The 16,018-nt window shown below is 43.2% G+C and carries 18 protein-coding genes; 4 read left to right on the top strand and 14 right to left on the bottom strand.

The window, feature by feature from the left end; translation table 11 throughout:
- Window positions 1-128: 128 nt before the first annotated feature.
- From ytpR to AC20OE_RS05300, 4 genes are read right to left on the bottom strand one after another with little or no spacing between them, the layout of a single operon-like run.
- Entirely contained in the window at window positions 129-734 is a 606-nt protein-coding gene (gene ytpR, locus AC20OE_RS05315; RefSeq protein WP_039180694.1) for a YtpR family tRNA-binding protein, read from the bottom strand.
- A gap of 16 nt (window positions 735-750) precedes the next feature.
- Window positions 751-1,563, bottom strand: coding sequence for a DUF1444 domain-containing protein (locus AC20OE_RS05310; protein WP_487268636.1), 813 nt, complete (start codon window positions 1,561-1,563; stop codon window positions 751-753).
- Between the two features lie 20 nt (window positions 1,564-1,583).
- On the bottom strand, window positions 1,584-1,904 hold the full coding sequence (locus AC20OE_RS05305) for a thioredoxin family protein (RefSeq protein ID WP_024424860.1): 321 nt from the start codon (window positions 1,902-1,904) through the stop codon (window positions 1,584-1,586).
- Window positions 1,891-2,919, bottom strand: a complete 1,029-nt coding sequence (locus AC20OE_RS05300) for a PTS sugar transporter subunit IIC (protein ID WP_487268634.1) — start codon at window positions 2,917-2,919, stop codon at window positions 1,891-1,893. The genes AC20OE_RS05305 and AC20OE_RS05300 overlap by 14 nt, the downstream gene beginning before the upstream one ends.
- 200 nt (window positions 2,920-3,119) lie before the next feature.
- Between AC20OE_RS05300 and AC20OE_RS05295 the strand changes: the two genes are divergently transcribed.
- The gene (locus AC20OE_RS05295) at window positions 3,120-3,566 is read left to right on the top strand and encodes a YtoQ family protein (protein WP_024426182.1); all 447 of its coding nucleotides are present in this window, start codon (window positions 3,120-3,122) and stop codon (window positions 3,564-3,566) included.
- Window positions 3,567-3,815: 249 nt separating this feature from the next.
- On the opposite strand, the gene AC20OE_RS05290 is transcribed toward AC20OE_RS05295, so the two are convergent.
- Window positions 3,816-4,889, bottom strand: a complete 1,074-nt coding sequence (locus AC20OE_RS05290; protein WP_487268631.1) for a M42 family metallopeptidase — start codon at window positions 4,887-4,889, stop codon at window positions 3,816-3,818.
- Between the two features lie 199 nt (window positions 4,890-5,088).
- On the opposite strand from AC20OE_RS05290, the gene AC20OE_RS05285 reads away from it, so the two are divergent.
- The gene (locus AC20OE_RS05285; protein ID WP_099663541.1) at window positions 5,089-5,403 is read left to right on the top strand and encodes a PepSY domain-containing protein; all 315 of its coding nucleotides are present in this window, start codon (window positions 5,089-5,091) and stop codon (window positions 5,401-5,403) included.
- Window positions 5,404-5,444: 41 nt separating this feature from the next.
- Here AC20OE_RS05285 and AC20OE_RS05280 read toward each other — a convergent pair whose 3' ends face one another.
- From AC20OE_RS05280 to trmB, 3 genes are all read right to left on the bottom strand, one after another.
- Window positions 5,445-7,142: an NAD-dependent malic enzyme gene (locus AC20OE_RS05280; protein ID WP_081258405.1), complete on the bottom strand. Its 1,698-nt coding sequence runs from the start codon at window positions 7,140-7,142 to the stop codon at window positions 5,445-5,447.
- Window positions 7,143-7,216: 74 nt separating this feature from the next.
- Window positions 7,217-8,065, bottom strand: coding sequence for a YtnP family quorum-quenching lactonase (locus tag AC20OE_RS05275; protein WP_126681463.1), 849 nt, complete (start codon window positions 8,063-8,065; stop codon window positions 7,217-7,219).
- A gap of 114 nt (window positions 8,066-8,179) precedes the next feature.
- Window positions 8,180-8,821 (bottom strand): tRNA (guanosine(46)-N7)-methyltransferase TrmB, encoded by a 642-nt coding sequence (trmB, locus tag AC20OE_RS05270; protein WP_024424866.1) that lies wholly within the window; start codon window positions 8,819-8,821, stop codon window positions 8,180-8,182.
- A gap of 188 nt (window positions 8,822-9,009) precedes the next feature.
- On the opposite strand from trmB, the gene AC20OE_RS05265 reads away from it, so the two are divergent.
- The gene (locus AC20OE_RS05265) at window positions 9,010-9,285 is read left to right on the top strand and encodes a YtzH-like family protein (protein ID WP_025092409.1); all 276 of its coding nucleotides are present in this window, start codon (window positions 9,010-9,012) and stop codon (window positions 9,283-9,285) included.
- Here the strand turns inward: AC20OE_RS05265 and AC20OE_RS05260 are convergent.
- From AC20OE_RS05260 to thpR, 4 genes are all read right to left on the bottom strand, one after another.
- Entirely contained in the window at window positions 9,282-10,082 is an 801-nt protein-coding gene (locus AC20OE_RS05260; protein WP_487268627.1) for a phosphotransferase family protein, read from the bottom strand. The two genes, AC20OE_RS05265 and AC20OE_RS05260, sit on opposite strands and share 4 nt — an antisense overlap.
- 285 nt (window positions 10,083-10,367) lie before the next feature.
- The gene (locus AC20OE_RS05255; protein ID WP_039180720.1) at window positions 10,368-11,297 is read right to left on the bottom strand and encodes a YegS/Rv2252/BmrU family lipid kinase; all 930 of its coding nucleotides are present in this window, start codon (window positions 11,295-11,297) and stop codon (window positions 10,368-10,370) included.
- A 48-nt stretch (window positions 11,298-11,345) separates the two neighbouring features.
- Window positions 11,346-12,281 (bottom strand): hypothetical protein, encoded by a 936-nt coding sequence (locus AC20OE_RS05250; RefSeq protein WP_126681460.1) that lies wholly within the window; start codon window positions 12,279-12,281, stop codon window positions 11,346-11,348.
- Between the two features lie 25 nt (window positions 12,282-12,306).
- Complete coding sequence (gene thpR / locus AC20OE_RS05245; protein WP_126681459.1) at window positions 12,307-12,858, bottom strand: RNA 2',3'-cyclic phosphodiesterase; 552 nt, start codon at window positions 12,856-12,858, stop codon at window positions 12,307-12,309.
- A 94-nt stretch (window positions 12,859-12,952) separates the two neighbouring features.
- Between thpR and cysK the strand changes: the two genes are divergently transcribed.
- Window positions 12,953-13,882, top strand: a complete 930-nt coding sequence (cysK, locus tag AC20OE_RS05240) for a cysteine synthase A (protein WP_151284616.1) — start codon at window positions 12,953-12,955, stop codon at window positions 13,880-13,882.
- 56 nt (window positions 13,883-13,938) lie between these two features.
- Here cysK and AC20OE_RS05235 read toward each other — a convergent pair whose 3' ends face one another.
- Together AC20OE_RS05235 and pepV are read right to left on the bottom strand one after the other, a co-directional pair.
- Entirely contained in the window at window positions 13,939-14,556 is a 618-nt protein-coding gene (locus tag AC20OE_RS05235; protein WP_487268624.1) for a Type 1 glutamine amidotransferase-like domain-containing protein, read from the bottom strand.
- 29 nt (window positions 14,557-14,585) lie between these two features.
- On the bottom strand, window positions 14,586-15,986 hold the full coding sequence (gene pepV / locus AC20OE_RS05230; protein WP_099663547.1) for a dipeptidase PepV: 1,401 nt from the start codon (window positions 15,984-15,986) through the stop codon (window positions 14,586-14,588).
- Window positions 15,987-16,018 lie beyond the last annotated feature (32 nt).

Raw genomic sequence — 16,018 nt, 5'->3', positions numbered from 1 at the left:
AGAAAAGCGAGAAAAGTGCCGGTTTATGCTGTTCATGCTGTCTGTAGATGAAAAAAAGTCACTAAGTACGTACTTAGTGACTTTTGGTATAACACATTCTTCGCTCCTATGTGCCCGTTTATGGGAGGTTAAGCTTTAAAGGGTTCGCCAGCTTGATGGCTATCATCTAAAACAAGTATCCCTTTTTCAGCAGGTGCGTCTGGAAGATCTAACTCTTTTGCTGAACAAATCATGCCGCTTGATGGAACCCCTCTTAGCTCAGCATCTTTGATGACCATACCGCTTGGCATTACTGCGCCGACTTTCGCCACCACGACATATTGGCCTTGGTCAACGTTTGGTGCACCGCACACGATTTGTAAGGTTTCATCGCCCACATCAACTTGGCAAATGTTTAATTTATCTGCATTCGGATGCTTTTCTTTTTCCTTTACATAGCCGACAACAAATTTTGGTGATAGATCCACAGTCAACGTTTCACTGACACCGTTGCGGTTTAAAATTTCATTGATATCTTGAACAATGGTTTCAGAAAGCGGGACAGATCCGTTTTCTTCAATTTTCATGTAAGTAGATGCATTGAAGATATTAAAGCCTGTTGTTTCTTTTGTTTCTTGATTGAAGATTCGTACAACATCTCCAAACGTCTCATGTCCTACTTCTTCTCTCGTCACATCTTTCAATGAAATAAGGAGTGTGTCGCCTACACCTTCTGCATTATAAAAAACATTCATTCTTCAAAATTCCCTTCTACTGCTGTTTTGGTCTGCTTTTTGCAAGTATAAAGATCGGTTCAAGCTTACCCTCATCATACAAAAATGACAATGCGGTAATCGGAACCGTACCGCTGGCGAAGAAGCTCATCGACATCTGTCCTAAAATATCATAGCCTGAATCATTGCGAACATCTGCAATGATGAATACATCTTGATGAGGAACAGAAATCGCCATTTGTCCTTCTATTTTTTGCGCGTATTCTTGTAATAACGACTCATTTAAAAGTCTGCTGGCGTCATACCCGTCATTTGCGCGGAAGAAATAAAACAGGTTGCCTGCCACTTCATCCATTTTCACTACAGTTTCTAGTGAACGGACGTTGAAGCTTGCAGTTTCTCTGATTCGTTCTTTTGTCCAGTTTTCCATTTGAAGCATCTTTTCATCAATTAATCGGTAGCTGCTTCCAAGGTCAAGTGCATAGTAGATTCTCGTTTCAGCTGTATGCTCATCAAATACGAGCGGAATTCCATCACTTGATGCCTCAGGAAAGGAAGTGGAACGAATGACCGGATAGATCTGCTTTTCTTTTCCTGAAATGTGCTGCGCTTCGCCTTTCATGGCACTCAGCGCTTCTTTCACATAATAAACAATCTCATCAATTGTTTCATCAGGCTTTACTTCCCACTTTGCAATAATTGGCGGGAGCTCTAGTGTGATGCCTTTGCCTGTTTGTTTATCTTCAATACGAAGTGTATCTTTTTCCCGATCAAACTGGTGTGACCAGCTGTCGTTCGTTAGACGGCTTTTGAGTTCATTCGCAAGCTGTCTTGATGTCATTTTTGCCATCGTTTTAGACTCTCCTTTCGTTATTTAGAAAGAGAATCTGTTAAAAATGCTTCAATCTCTTCCTTTGTCTTACGATCTTTGCTGACAAAGCGGTTAATCTCTTGTCCGTTTTTAAAGACTAAAAAGCTTGGAATGCCGTAAATTTCCCACTCTGCACAAGTGTCAATGAACTTGTCTCTATCGACATAGAAGTACTCAAATTCTGGGTAGTTTGCTTCAAGCTCTGGCAAGAATGGCTCAATAAATGTGCAGTCCGGGCACCAGTCAGCTGAAAATAGCAATACCGTTAAGTCTTCTTGAATCACTTTTTGTAATTCTTCGTTAGATTCAATTTTTTTCATGTTTCATTCCTCCAGTTTGTATGGTTAAATCTCCGAATTGTATATAGCCTTTCTTTCTCATCCATTCTGATACTACCAAACTAATCACTGCCGGGCCAACGATATGCAAGAGAGCTATCGATAGAAATACAGATGGATGAAACCCCATGACGGTGAGGGTCATGAGCTGTCCAACAAGCCCACTCGTTCCCATTCCCGCTCCTGCCGCATTATTGACCATCCCAAAGCCAATAATACCAATTGGCGCGAGAATCAGACCAGCAATCGTCGGCGGAATTAGGATGAGGGGGTTTTTCACAATGTTCGAAAGCTGCAACTTTGACGTCCCAATGCCGACAGCCGCAAGACCGCCAAAGCGATTTTCTCTAAAACCTGCAGCAGCAAAGCCAACCATCTGAGCACAGCAGCCAATCGTTGCAGCACCAGCAGCTGTCCCGCTTAAATCAAGCATGAGCGCAAGTGCAGCACTTGAAATCGGAGAACTGAGAGCAAGTCCAACAATGGTCGCTACCAGCATGCCCATGATCAGCGGACTTTGGTCTGTCCCCCACATGATAAGTCTGCCAAGCCCTGTCATCATCGCCTGAATGCCAGGACCGATGAAAGCAGCAGTGAAAAAGCCAGTAATAATGGTGACAAGCGGCGTTAAAATAATATCAATTCTTGTCTCACCACTGACCAGTTTGCCGAGTTCCACCCCAATTAGAGCAGCCACGAAGCTTCCGGCTGGCCCCCCAAGCTCTGCTCCAGCGGCACCTGAGACAACACTTGCAAAAATGATTAATGGAGAAGCATTTAAGCGATAAGCAACTGCTACGCCAATTGCCGGTCCCATCAGACCCATAGCAAGCGTACCCATTTTCACAATGAGAGAAAGTGATAACAGACCTCCTGCTGTTTTTAAAATCAGACCTACCACTAATGTAGCAAATAGACCTAAAGCCATATAAGAAAGTGCATCAATGAAATACACCTTTGGCGAAAGGGAGATCCCCTTTCTTTTCAAATAAGTCATCAACGTCGTCTTCCTGCTTTCTCATAGGAAAGACGAAGAGGCCTGTCCTTCCCATTATATGTAGTATTCTTACGATGAAAAATTGTCTCTACCATGAATATCATAATCATATTTTTTTTGCTTTATCAAGCACTTCTTGTGTAACATGAAAAGAAACAGGACAAACCTTTACTAAGTTTGTACAAAAGGAGGAGTTCGTTATGCAATTAACTGTTTATTTAGCTGGAGAAATTCATAGCCAGTGGCGTGATGAAATCAAGGAAAAAAGCCAATCTTTGAAGCTGCCGGTGACATTTGTCGGTCCAATGGAAAATCATGACCGCTCAGATAACATCGGTGAGGATATTTTAGGTGAGCAGCCGAATGCCATTTTCAAAGATGATGCAGCTTCTGATTTGAACAATTTTCGTACTGAAATTTTATTAAACAAAGCAGATGTCGTCATTGCGCGCTTTGGTGAGAAATATAAACAGTGGAACACAGCCATGGATGCGTCTGCTGCAATTGCAAAAGGGAAACCTCTGATTTTAATCCGTCCAAAAGAACTGCACCATCCGTTAAAAGAACTCTCAAACAAAGCAAATATCACTGTGGAAACTGTAAACCAAGCGATCAAGGCGTTATCTTACGTGTTTGAACAGCAATAAGAAAAAAGGCTGCTCTCATTGAAAAAGCAGCCTCAGATTGTTGACAAAGGGCTAAAATGATCTTTATTTTAGCCCTTTGTCTTCTTTTCAGCGTGATAGAAAACCTTTGCAGCCCTAGGAAGGACGAGTACCGGAGCGGAGCGAATTTGACATTCGTGAGCACCGGCACGCAGGACTGACAAAGAATGCGAGGGTTTGTCTACACGCTGAAGCTGCTCTCATTGAAGAAGCAGCCTTTTTCTCTTCTATTTATACTTGTTGATAAATAGAATCCACTGTACTTTGATCACAATTTTTCACTAGGCGGACAATTAACTCTTTTGCCGCTGCGTAATCGTCCACATGTAACACAGAATGACTTGTATGAATGTAGCGTGCGCATACCCCAATGACAGCAGAAGGCACACCTTGGTTTGAAATATGAACACGTCCAGCGTCCGTACCACCCGGTGATACGAAATATTGATATGGAATGTTGTTTGTCTCAGCAGTATCGAGTACAAAGTCTCTCATTCCGCGGTGCGTAATCATTGTGCGGTCAAAAATACGCAGAAGTGTACCTTTTCCAAGCTGGCCGAACTGTGTTTTATCACCTGTCACATCGTTTGCAGGACTTGCATCTAAAGCGAAGAAAAGATCTGGCTGAATCATGTTTGCAGCTACCTCAGCTCCTCTAAGCCCTACTTCCTCTTGAACAGTTGCTCCTGAATACAACTGGCATGAAAGTGATTCATCTTTTAATTCTTTTAATAATTCAATTGCAAGGCCGCAGCCATAACGGTTATCCCAAGCCTTTGCCAAAATCTTTTTTGGATTCGCCATTGGGGTAAATACCGTTGCAGGAACGATTTGCTGCCCTGGGCGAACGCCAAGCTCTTTTGCCTCTTCTTCACTGTCTGCACCAATATCAATAAGCATATCTGACGGCTTCACAGGTTTGCTTTTTTGTTCTGGCGTCAGAAGATGAGGAGGTGTACTCGAGACGACACCAGGAATTGGCCCGTGATCGGTATGAACGTCCACACGCTGCGCCAGCATGACTTGACTCCACCAGCCGCCAAGTGTTTGAAAACGAATCATTCCGTTTTTCGTGATCGATGAGACCATGAATCCGACTTCATCCATATGACCAGCTACCATAATTTTCGGTGCGTTTTCCGGCCCTTTGCGTAGGCCAAACACTCCGCCAAGACGGTCTTGAATGAGTTCATCAGAATATTTCTCAAGTTCCTTTTTCATAAAAGCACGCACATGGTGCTCATTTCCTGGTGTTCCCTGTAATTCTGTTAAATTTCGGAAAAGCGACAATGTTTCTTCGTTCATTCTACAGTTTACCTCGTTTCTATGTAATGACCATATATATTCCTATAAAAATAACACTCACTTTATACTATAAGAATTCTTTCGGTTTTCCAAGTATCTCTCTAGAAATTTTGAATATGCTTTCAATTATTCGGATTCCTTAACATCAATGGACAAGTTTTGTATAATGGAAAAAACAGCAATACGGAGGTGCAGCACGTTGAAGTTAAAACATTTTTTGATTGGTGCGAGTATTGGAGTAGCCGCTGCAATTGTTGCAAAGAAAGTATTTTTCCCTACGTATATCTCGTCTGAAAAAGCATTAAAAATTGTGAAATCTGCTTTTAAACAGCGCGGCCCGATTGATGGCTCTTGGATTTATACTGTACCAGAACCGTATACCGTAAATGGTGAAACGATTGATGTGTACAAATCTGGCATTACCCGCTCTGCCTTTGGCGAGCTTGAACAGTATGAAGTGATGATTGATGCCAAAACAGGCATGATCGTTGATGTAATTGATTCTGTTGCTTGATCAAGAAAGCTTCGCAAAGACATGTCCTTGCGAAGCTTTTTTTATATGGCTTTGATTTTTTTGTACACAGGATGCCACATCGCGTCCTGCACAGCCTGAATGAGGTCATCAGGCGTTTCTTCTGCTATTCCTTCATCAATTGCTGCCTGCGCTACACGGACGGCCACTGTTGCTGAAACGGTTCGAAGCTGATCGACACTTGGCAGCATCGCTGCACCCGGCTTCCCCACATTGACCATGCTTGCAATGGCTTCAGCACTCGCAACAAACATACTGTCTGTCATCAACCTGGCTTTTGACACAATCGTGCCTAGACCAAGACCTGGGAAGACAAGGGCATTATTCGCTTGTCCAATTTCATATGTGACGCCTCCATATTCAACAGGATCAAATGGGCTTCCCGTTGTCACAAGTGCGCGTCCTTCAGTCCATTCAATCAGATCTTGCGGCTTTGCTTCTGAAAGAGGTGTCGGATTCGACATCGGTAAAATCGCAGGGCGCTCCACGTGTGACGCCATTTCTTTTACAATTTCCTCTGTAAATGCTCCTCCGACCGTCGAGGTGCCAATTAAGATTGTAGGTTTCGCCTGTTTGACGACCTCTAATAGATCAATCGAATGCTTTGGACCATTACGGGCATAATCCTTTACTTCGTCAGAACGTCTTGCATACGGCTTTTGAAATGGCTGAATGTCAGGTGAATCATCTGTGAGCAGCCCCGTTTTATCAATACACCAGAAATGATCATAGGACTCCTCTTCTTTGACTCCGTCTCTGACGATCGCATCACGGATTTGCTCGGCTATGCCAATACCTGCCGTACCCGCTCCAAAAATGACGATACGGTGATCTTTCAGCGGGACCTTCGAAGCTTTTGCACATGCCATAACTGCAGCAAGTGAAACGGCGCCAGTTCCTTGAATGTCATCGTTAAATGTACAAATGCGGTCCTTATATTTTTCCAATATCGCACGGGCATTCTTTGTACCAAAATCTTCCCAGTGAAGAAGTGCATTTGGGAAAGTAGCACGGGCAAGCTCGACATATTGATCAATGAACTGATCATAGCGCTCTCCTCGAACGCGGGAGTGCTGATTTCCAACATAAAGCGGATCATTTAAGAGACTTTCCTGGTTCGTCCCGGCATCAAGCACTACCGCCAGCACGCGGCTAGGATCAATGCCTGCTGCAGCTGTATAAACAGCAAGTTTCCCGACTGAAATGGCAATCCCGCCAACGCCCCAGTCTCCGATGCCTAAAATGCCTTCTGCATCAGTTGCAACGATTAAATCAATTGATTCATCAACACCATAAGAAGCAAAAATTTCTTCCATGCCTTCTAGATCATCAATCGATAAATAAAGCCCTCTCGGCTTTCGATACTCATGGCTATAACGCTGAATAGCCGTTCCTACAGTCGGCGTGTAGACAATCGGAAGCATTTCCGCCAAGTGCTCATTAAGTAATTTGTAAAAAAGCACTTCGTTTCTATCATGAAGTGATGTTAAATACACATTTTTCCCTAGCTCATCCGGCTGTGCCTTGAACTGCTCATATGCACGCTTTGCTTGATCCTCTAAAGTTAAAACCTTAGGCGGAAGAAATCCCTTTAACCCGAGCTCCTTCCGCTCTTCCTTTGTAAATGCAACCCCTTTGTTTAAATAAGGGACTGACATGACTTCCATCCCTCTTAATGGTGTTTCGATCACATCACCATGTACACGATAAAATTGGTTCACCTGCACTCTTCCTTTCACAAGTTCATTTTGTCGTTATTTTGTGTGAAAGGCGAAAAAAACATACAGATGATCTTTTATCTTCCTGTTTCTCTTTTGATTTCGTGTGTAATCTGCCCGTCTTCGTCCCATTTTACAGCACGATAAATGGCATCATGATAAAACAAATACCACGCATTTTTTTCTTCTGCAAATGCCTGCCACTTTTGCTTGGCTGGAATCGACGTCATTGGGTAATCATCATATGCCAAAACCCAGAGTGGATTTTTATGAGCGTGTGTAGGCATGATATCAGCTAAATGAATCGCTGTTTCGCCCTCACTTGTGAGCGTTAAAATACTATGACCATTGCTATGGCCGCCTGTATGGTGGAGCTCGATGCCTTCTATCACTTCAATACTTTCTTCAAATGTGACCACTTGATCTGCCACAGGCTCCCAGTTTTCTTTCCAATATGTATTTCTTGAGCGAATGTTCGGCGCTCTCATTTCATCCCATTCGATTTTCGATGTGATGATTTTTGCCTGCTGAAAAACAGACACGAGCTTATCGCCTTCACGTTTTGTTAATCCGCTGGCATGATCAAAGTGCAGGTGTGTCATTAATACGTAATCTATATCTGATGGGCGCAGACCAAGGGCCGCTAGAGATTCTTCCAATTTGGTTTCCTCTGTCACGCCGTAATTGCGTTTTTGTTTATCTGTCAGCTTCCCTGATCCGATGCCCGAATCCACTAACAGATGCAGTCCCTTCCACCGAATGAGGATTGGATCACATCGTAATTCAATTTGATTGCGTTCATTAACCGGGTATTTTTTTGACCATAAAGGCTTTGGCACGACACCGAACATTGCACCGCCGTCCATGTGCGTATCTCCCCCGTTTAACCAAAACAGTTCCATTTCACCTATTTTCATTGTCTCCATTGCTGTCATCCCTCCTTTTTCTATCGTAGCAAATACAGCCAAAAATCGCATGCACCAATCTTTTCATAAAAAAAGCTGACTGCAATTTTTTTGCAGCCAGCTTGATGTCACTTGTTATTCTGGGAATTTGACTTCTGATCGATAGATGGGTTGTCCCATAGATGAGAATTTCTCTTCATATTCAGTCATCACGTTTCCTTCTAAGCCGTCCTCATGTAAATCTAGGCTGACATACGTTAAAAGAAGGCCATAGGCAGAAAAACTTTTTAAAGAATATTCAAATAACCCGCGGTTATCAGTTTTGAAATGTAATTCACCGCCTGGACGAAGAATATGTTCATATCGCTCTAAAAAGGTTTTAAACGTCAATCTGCGCTTTTCGTGTCTTGCTTTTGGCCACGGATCAGAGAAATTCAAATACACCCGGTCAATCTCATTTTCCGCAAACACATCTGTCAGCGTCTCAGCATTAATGTTCAAAAGCTTTACATTTTCAACATCTGTCTCTTTGATTTTATCTACTGCCGTCACAATGACACTTTTAAATAATTCAATGCCAATATAGTTGATATCAGGATGAAGCTTGCCCATTCCAGCAATAAAGCTCCCTTTTCCTGTCCCAACTTCGATATGGATTGGATGATCATTTCCAAACAGCTCATGCCATTTCCCTTTATATTGCTCGGGACTTGCTAAAGCAATATGAGCATTCTCAGCTAAGTAATCATCAGCCCATGGTTTATGTCGCATTCTCAATTTGATACACCTCTATTTTCTTTACATTTTATCAAGATACCATGAAACATAAAGACCCGCAAGACAGCATCTTCTATGTCCATATAAAAAGACCAGCCCTTCGCTTGAGCTGGTCTGCCGCATGTATAAATTGGGCGCTGATTGCACAGTTTAACCTCATAAATGACACGCAGGAAAGGAGCATTTGTATGGGTTTAAACCGTCAACATCAGCTTCAATTAATCAAAGATATTTTAACCGATCACCAGCTGGATTGCTGCGGGACTGTTGCAGAATATGAACAGGTGGGACGCGTAATTCAATTAATGCTGGCAAAAGAAGATCTGGATCCCGACATTCGTCAGCTGTTAACAGATATTTATGATTACAGCCAAAAGGGCACCTCTGTCAGTTCAATTGATGCACATATCGAGGAGCATCAATCACATCTGTCTGAGTGGGTCGAAAACATTCCACTGTCTTAATGGATTTTTAACCTTTTTAAGAGTGCATTTAGCTCCGCTTGCACTTCTTTTTGGGCCTTTTCATTCCCTTTTCGTTTATGCCAAACGACAAACGATACGGTTTCAGCGAGCACGTACCACGCCATGCGCTTTCGCAAATTATCCGTCAGCGGGGCGCCGTACATAGAGAGCCAGCTTTCCCAGTTCTCTTCCTCAACATAATGGTATAAAAGCGGTCCAAGATCAATCGCTGGGTCTGCAATCATCGCCCCATCCCAATCGATCAAATAGAGCTGGTTTTCATCTGTCAGCAGCCAATTATTATGATTGAGATCACAATGACAGACGACCTTGTCCTCAAAATGGACAGCCTCCACATGCTTCTCTAAATACTGAATGGCAAGCGTGATGTCTTGTGAAACAATTTGCTCGTTTAAAATGGACTGTTTTAGATGCATCAGAATGGATTCTGGATCTAGAGAGTGCTTCTCTAATCGTTTCAGCATATCGAGCAATTCTTTTGATGTATGAATTTTTCTTAGCTGCTCTGCTACAGGACGATCATTCATGTCCTTTGGCTTCAGCTCTCTACCGCTCAGCCAGTGCTGTGCAGTAATTACATCTCCATTTTCCATCCGTTTTGTCCAGACAAGCTTCGGCACAATGCCTTCAGCTGACAAAACCGCAAGAAACGGTGACGTATTGCGTTTTAAAAATAGCTTTTGGTCATTGTGTGTTGCGAAGTACGCATCTCCCGTAGCGCCTCCAGCCGGAGAGATGTGCCATTCGCTACCTAATATTTGTCCCAACCAGTTCATATCAATTTTCAACCCATCATTTCTTAAAATATTTTAAATCTTGCTTTTTTAGTCGACAAAATTCAGCCGATTGAGGATCAATTGGCTGTTTCTTTTTTTTATTTATATGATCATAAAAACAAAAAGGACAGCTATTGAGAATGAGATGCTAAACAATAGCCGTCCTATAGATTTTATCGTTACCTTCTTATACTCGTCAAGCAAAACTAAAAAATCAGGACAAGAACCTTACGAAAAAGAAGCCTTTTTTCATGGTTCTTTGACTGCGGACATAACGCAAGTTATTTAAGCACGTAATTTTAAGGATCGTTCACTTGCCTTCACAAAGACAGGCGTTGCACCGATCACTTCTCCATCTGCGTGAAATAAGATTTTTTCATCTGCTTCTAAGTACGCTTCCTCATGCTGAAACAGGGTAACCCCCTTCATCCCAAGGTGCTTTCGAAACACCATTGCACTTAGAAACAAGAGGACTTTGAATGGATTCAAATCTGTGACAACCATCGTTTGAAAACCTGGCTGCCTTGCACTCACTTCCGGTGCTGCTTCCAGCCCTCCCCCGTAATACGGGTGATTGCATACGATCACAAACCACACTTGTCGAAAGACTTTCTTCTCATTTTCAATAAATAACGCAAGATCAAATGGCTTAAACGACCATAGAGAATGGAGAAATGACAGCGGGTAGATGATAAAGCCAAGCCCCAGCCGTTTCAGCCACTTTTTTCCTCTAAAATGCACCGTTTTCCTCAGCACATGTGCATCAAACCCCACACCGATATGATTGAGAAAAAGAACAGATTGCGGACTTTCGGCATGATCTTGAAAGGAGCCGAGAGAAAATGTTTTGGTGAGCATTCTTTTTTGCTTTCTCACTTCTTTTAGGACATCATGACGATGGATACCGAGACCCTTCGCAGCATCATTCCAATGACCAGCAGGGACAAAACTAAGCTGCACATGATCGATTTCCTTTAAGCCATTCAGCACTTCATGAATCGTTCCGTCACCGCCAATAACAATCAATCGCTTCAGCCTGTCATCCTGCATGGCACTGATTTGTCTTGCCAAAACTTCGGCATGGCCTTCATGCTGGGTGAGGAACGATCGATAAGAGACCTCCACCTTTTGTAATTCTTTCTCTATGCTCCTCCATGTGCGGAGTCCTTTTCCATGTCCTGCTTCTGGATTAACGATAAAGTACCATTCATTCATATATTAGCTCCACTCGGGTCTCATTTTTCGTGACCTTCCATCATGCCTTTAATCGAGCCATTCCTGCCTTCTTTTGCTGTCTGTTTCACCATAAGCAAGCAACACCTTTGTCGCCTTAAATTGCTGATGCTTTGTCGGCGCCGTATTTTTCCGCTGCTTTTCAAACCACTCTTCTGCCTTCTTCTTATCGATAACCTCCATCCCATATGGAACTTCAGGTAAATCAATATAAGAGGTTCGGCTGATGAGAATTTTTTTCACAGGAAGGTCTACACCACTTTGCTGTAAGATCTTTGACACAACGGTGCCAGAACGCAGAAGGCTTGCACAAGGATTTAAGACGGACTGAACAGCTTTCCCAGTCGCCCGTTTTTCCCAAAAACGTTCCTTCGTTCCGATATAGACGCTGTCTGGCTCGGCCTCTAAGAAGGATAAACAGATTACTTCGAGCGGCGTTATGAGTATTGGACATAATTCCATCTCAGCTTTTTGAATGAGCAGCACCGGCTTGTACATCACAAAATAAGAATCTGGAAGCTGCCTCGCCAGCATTCGCAGCTTTTCATCATATCGAATATGATGGGAGACGGTTGAAATATGTGAAATCGTTGAGCTCGCCCATTTTAATTGCACTTCAAAGAGATGATCCTTAAAAAAGTGAATCAGCTTCGTTTCATCGGTAGGGACGTTTCTGAAAACCCCTTGCTCTATATCTGTCGGCTCGTTAAAAAGACTTAGGTCCCGTTCCTTTTTCATATCGGCTTCTTTTTGCTTTCTCTTTAAGGAGAATTTCTTTCTCTTTTCTTCCTCCTGTTCAGGCGCTTGTTGAGGAATTTGGTCAAATGGTTGCTGCGCCTCCTCTTTTGAAGCCTTTTTCAACTCGTCCCATCTTTGTTTTTTCAACCGATTGAATTGATTGATGTAGTGATGCGGGTCTTGTTCATATCGTGATATATAATCTTGAATTTTGATAATTTGCGCCATCTGCTGCTCACTCCAACTTCTAGAATCATTTATGTAATGTAAATTGTTTGATTGCGTGATAACGAGGGGTTTCCTTCGGACGTATTTCAAATAAAGTGATACGCGAAACCTCCATCACATATGGCTCTTTGCGTAAAGGCGCTTGTTCTTCATAAGGGTCATCCGCATTCCATTTGCGTGCAATCGTCATATGCGGATGAAACGGTCTCTTTTCAACAGGGTGTCCTGCTGACAAGACAGCCTCCTTTACCTTTTCTCTTAAATGCATGAGCGGCTCACTTTCATGAGGCTTTGCAAAAAAGACTCTCGGGCGTTCCTTCGCACCAAACTGCCCTACCTCATTCAGCTCTAGTGGAAATGCAGATGCTTCATTTGAAAGGAGGTCAAGCAGCTGGATGATCTTTTTTAAACGCTCTTCTGGAATGGCGCCTAAAAAGACAAGGGTTACATGATAATCATGTGGTGCTGTCCATTTTTGAAAGAACAGTCCGCTCCTTTGATCAATGTCTTGTTTGATTTGATGCGCAAGTTGTTCAGGGATGTGAATCCCTATAAAATAATGACGGTTTTCTGACACAATATCACCTGTCCTTTTTTAACAAACTTTACGAATCCCCATTGATGATAGTATAACTAAAGAAATGCGGAATGAGAAGAAAGGGTGTCATCTGATGAAAGTTGCACAAAATATAGCTGAGCTGATTGGCGATACACCGCTTGTCAAATTACAGCGGCTCCAGCCAGAAAATGCGGCGGCTGTTTACTTAAAGCTGGAATCATTTAATCCTAGCGGAAGTGTCAAAGACCGCGCGGCTTACAATATGATCGTTGAGGCAGAAAAACAAGGGAAACTCACAAAAGGAGCAACCATTATTGAACCTACGAGCGGGAATACAGGGATTGGTTTAGCCATGAATGCTGCCGCAAGAGGCTACAAAGCCATCCTTGTCATGCCTGATACGATGACAAAGGAAAGAATCAATATTTTGAAGGCATACGGGGCGCAGGTCGTCTTAACTCCAGGAGAAGAAAAAATGCCAGGCTGCATCCGCAAGGCGGAAGAACTGGCTGCTCAAATTCCTCACAGCTTTATTCCGATGCAATTTGACAATAGAGCAAACCCAGATGCACATAGAGGAACAACAGCGGTCGAAATCATGGAAGCTGTGAAACAACTTGGACAGCCCCTTGGCGCCTTTGTCGCAACAGCTGGAACTGGCGGTACTATTACAGGAACTGGAGAGGAATTAAAAAAGGCATTCCCTCATTTAACCATCCGTGTAGCAGAGCCTAAGGGATCTCCAGTCTTATCTGGCGGGGAACCTGGCAAACATAAGCTCGTTGGCACAAGCCCAGGATTTATCCCCCACATCTTAAACGAGGATGTCTATGATGAGATCGTGCAAGTAAGCGACGAAGATGCGTACCACATCACACGGGAGCTCGCTATGCTTGAAGGCATTTTAGTAGGCCCATCCTCTGGGGCGGCTTGCTATGCAGCCATTGAAACAGCGAAGCAATTGCCGGCAGATCAAATCGTGATCTGTATGACAGCAGATACAGGCGAACGATACTTATCAAGTGATGTTTTTCAAGATTAAAAAAGGAACAGGGTGATGAATCCCTGTTCCTTTTTCTTCTTTCACGGTTAAGATGCTTAGACAGATTTCACCTCAACCTGCTCCCCTGTGACGAGTAAAGCCTGTTCATCAGTAAGCGGACATAAATCAAGTGTCTGCTGATGCTTCTCCATGATTAGCTGTGCAGCCTCGCCTAAATAGGCATTGTGCATATGCGGTACTGGATAGCGCCTTATTTCATTGAAACCTTGAAATGATGAAAGCTCCGGCGCCTTCTCCTGATCATCCATCATGGAGATATATTCAATGCTTGGCGCCATAATGATACTCCCCGCAGACTCTCCGATGTACAGCTTGCCTTTGTTGATTTCTTCTTTCAACACGTCATCGAGACGCTGCTTTCTTAACTCCTGCAATAAATAAAAGGTATTGCCTCCTGAAATATAGATCACATCATTTTGTTTGATCATCTGTGTGATCTCTTCTACGGACTGTTCATCTATCTGCACAGTCTCAAGCTGCATCCCTAATTGCTGAAAGGCTTCCTTCGCTGCATCCACATAGTGCGTGACTTCTTCTACAGCACTTGCCGTTGGAAAGAAAGTCACGCGCTTTCCTTTTAATGATTCACCTGCAAAGTCAGACAAGAGAGAATAGCTGTCTTTGAATGAAGAACTTAAGAACATTTTTTTCACTATGAATCCCCTCTTCTCTTTTCCAATTTCTATTTTGCTAATTCATACATAGCTTGTGCATAAAGAGCTGCTGCTCTCAGTAAGTCATCAATTTCAATATATTCATCCTTTTGATGGGCGCAGTCTGGTCTGCCAGGAAATAGAGGTCCGAAGGCAACGCCAGCTTCTAAAGATCTCGCATACGTTCCTCCCCCAATGGCAATAAGGGTTGCAGGATCTCCCGTTTGCTCCTCATATACCAGCTGCAAGGTTTTCACAAGCGGATGATCTTTTGAGACGTGATGAGGAGGGCTGTCTTCGAATTTTAGAAGGGACGCCCCTTTGATGCTTTCAATTCCTTTTTTGACGTCCTTGCCGTCTGCAGTTACTGGATAGCGTACATTTAACCCTAGCTTTGCTTCCTCATTCTGTTTATAGCGGATTGTCCCAACATTCAATGTCAAATCTCCACTAATATCATCTTTGCAAGCAATTCCCAGCTTTTTCCCTCTTGTATCCTGATCAAATAAAGCGTTGATTTGGGAAGTAAAGGCAAGTCCCTGCTCATCTAATTCATGTCCGCATAAGAAATTCGCCATATGAATGCCCGCATTTGTCCCATGCGCCGGCTCCATGGCATGAACGGATATCCCTTTTAATGTAAAATGCAGTCCATCCGCTGTGCTTTTTACCTCACCAGATAATTGATGATCAGCAAGATAGGCTTCGAAGGCTGTTTTTAATGATTCAGCATCGTGTGCCTGTGCAGCAGTCACAGTAGCAGCTGCCTCATCTGGCACCATATTGAGCCTCATACCCGATGTAAATTGCTTCAGCGTATAGCGCTGATGATTCGCTGTTTGTTGATATGTAAATGACAGGATGGCATCGATAATCCCTTTTTCCGCATGAATAATCGGAAAATCGGCGTCTGGTGCAAATCCGATTTGCGGCATCGCCTCATGCTTGAAATAATGGTCCACACAGCGCCAATCGCTTTCTTCATCTGTCCCAATAATCATTCTGATTTTTTTCGACAGCTGCAGACCAGAATCTTTTAATATCTTCAGCGCATAGAACGCTGCCATGGTTGGGCCTTTGTCATCAATAGCCCCGCGTGCAAAGATTTTATTTTCTCTGATGTCCGCTGAAAATGGCGGGGTTGTCCAGCCGTCGCCAGCAGGCACCACGTCCACATGGCACAGCACACCTACAATGTCTTCGCCTTCCCCGTATTCAATATGACCTGCATAGCCATCGACATTCTTGACTGTGAAGCCTTCGTCTTCCCCTTTTTTCAGCATATACTTGAGGGCATCATCAACTTTTTCACCAAATGGCTTTCCTTCTTTGCCGCCTTCTTCATCAAGGACACTTTCAATTTGTAAGAAAGATTGTGTGTCCTTGATCAAGTCATCTTTTTTTCGTATTACTTCAGCTTCCCAATTCATTTTTTCCATTCCTCCTTGAAAAAAGGTTGCAA

This window comes from Bacillus sp. SRI_025, assembly GCF_057592095.1.
This window is presented reverse-complemented; position numbering and strand designations above follow the sequence as displayed.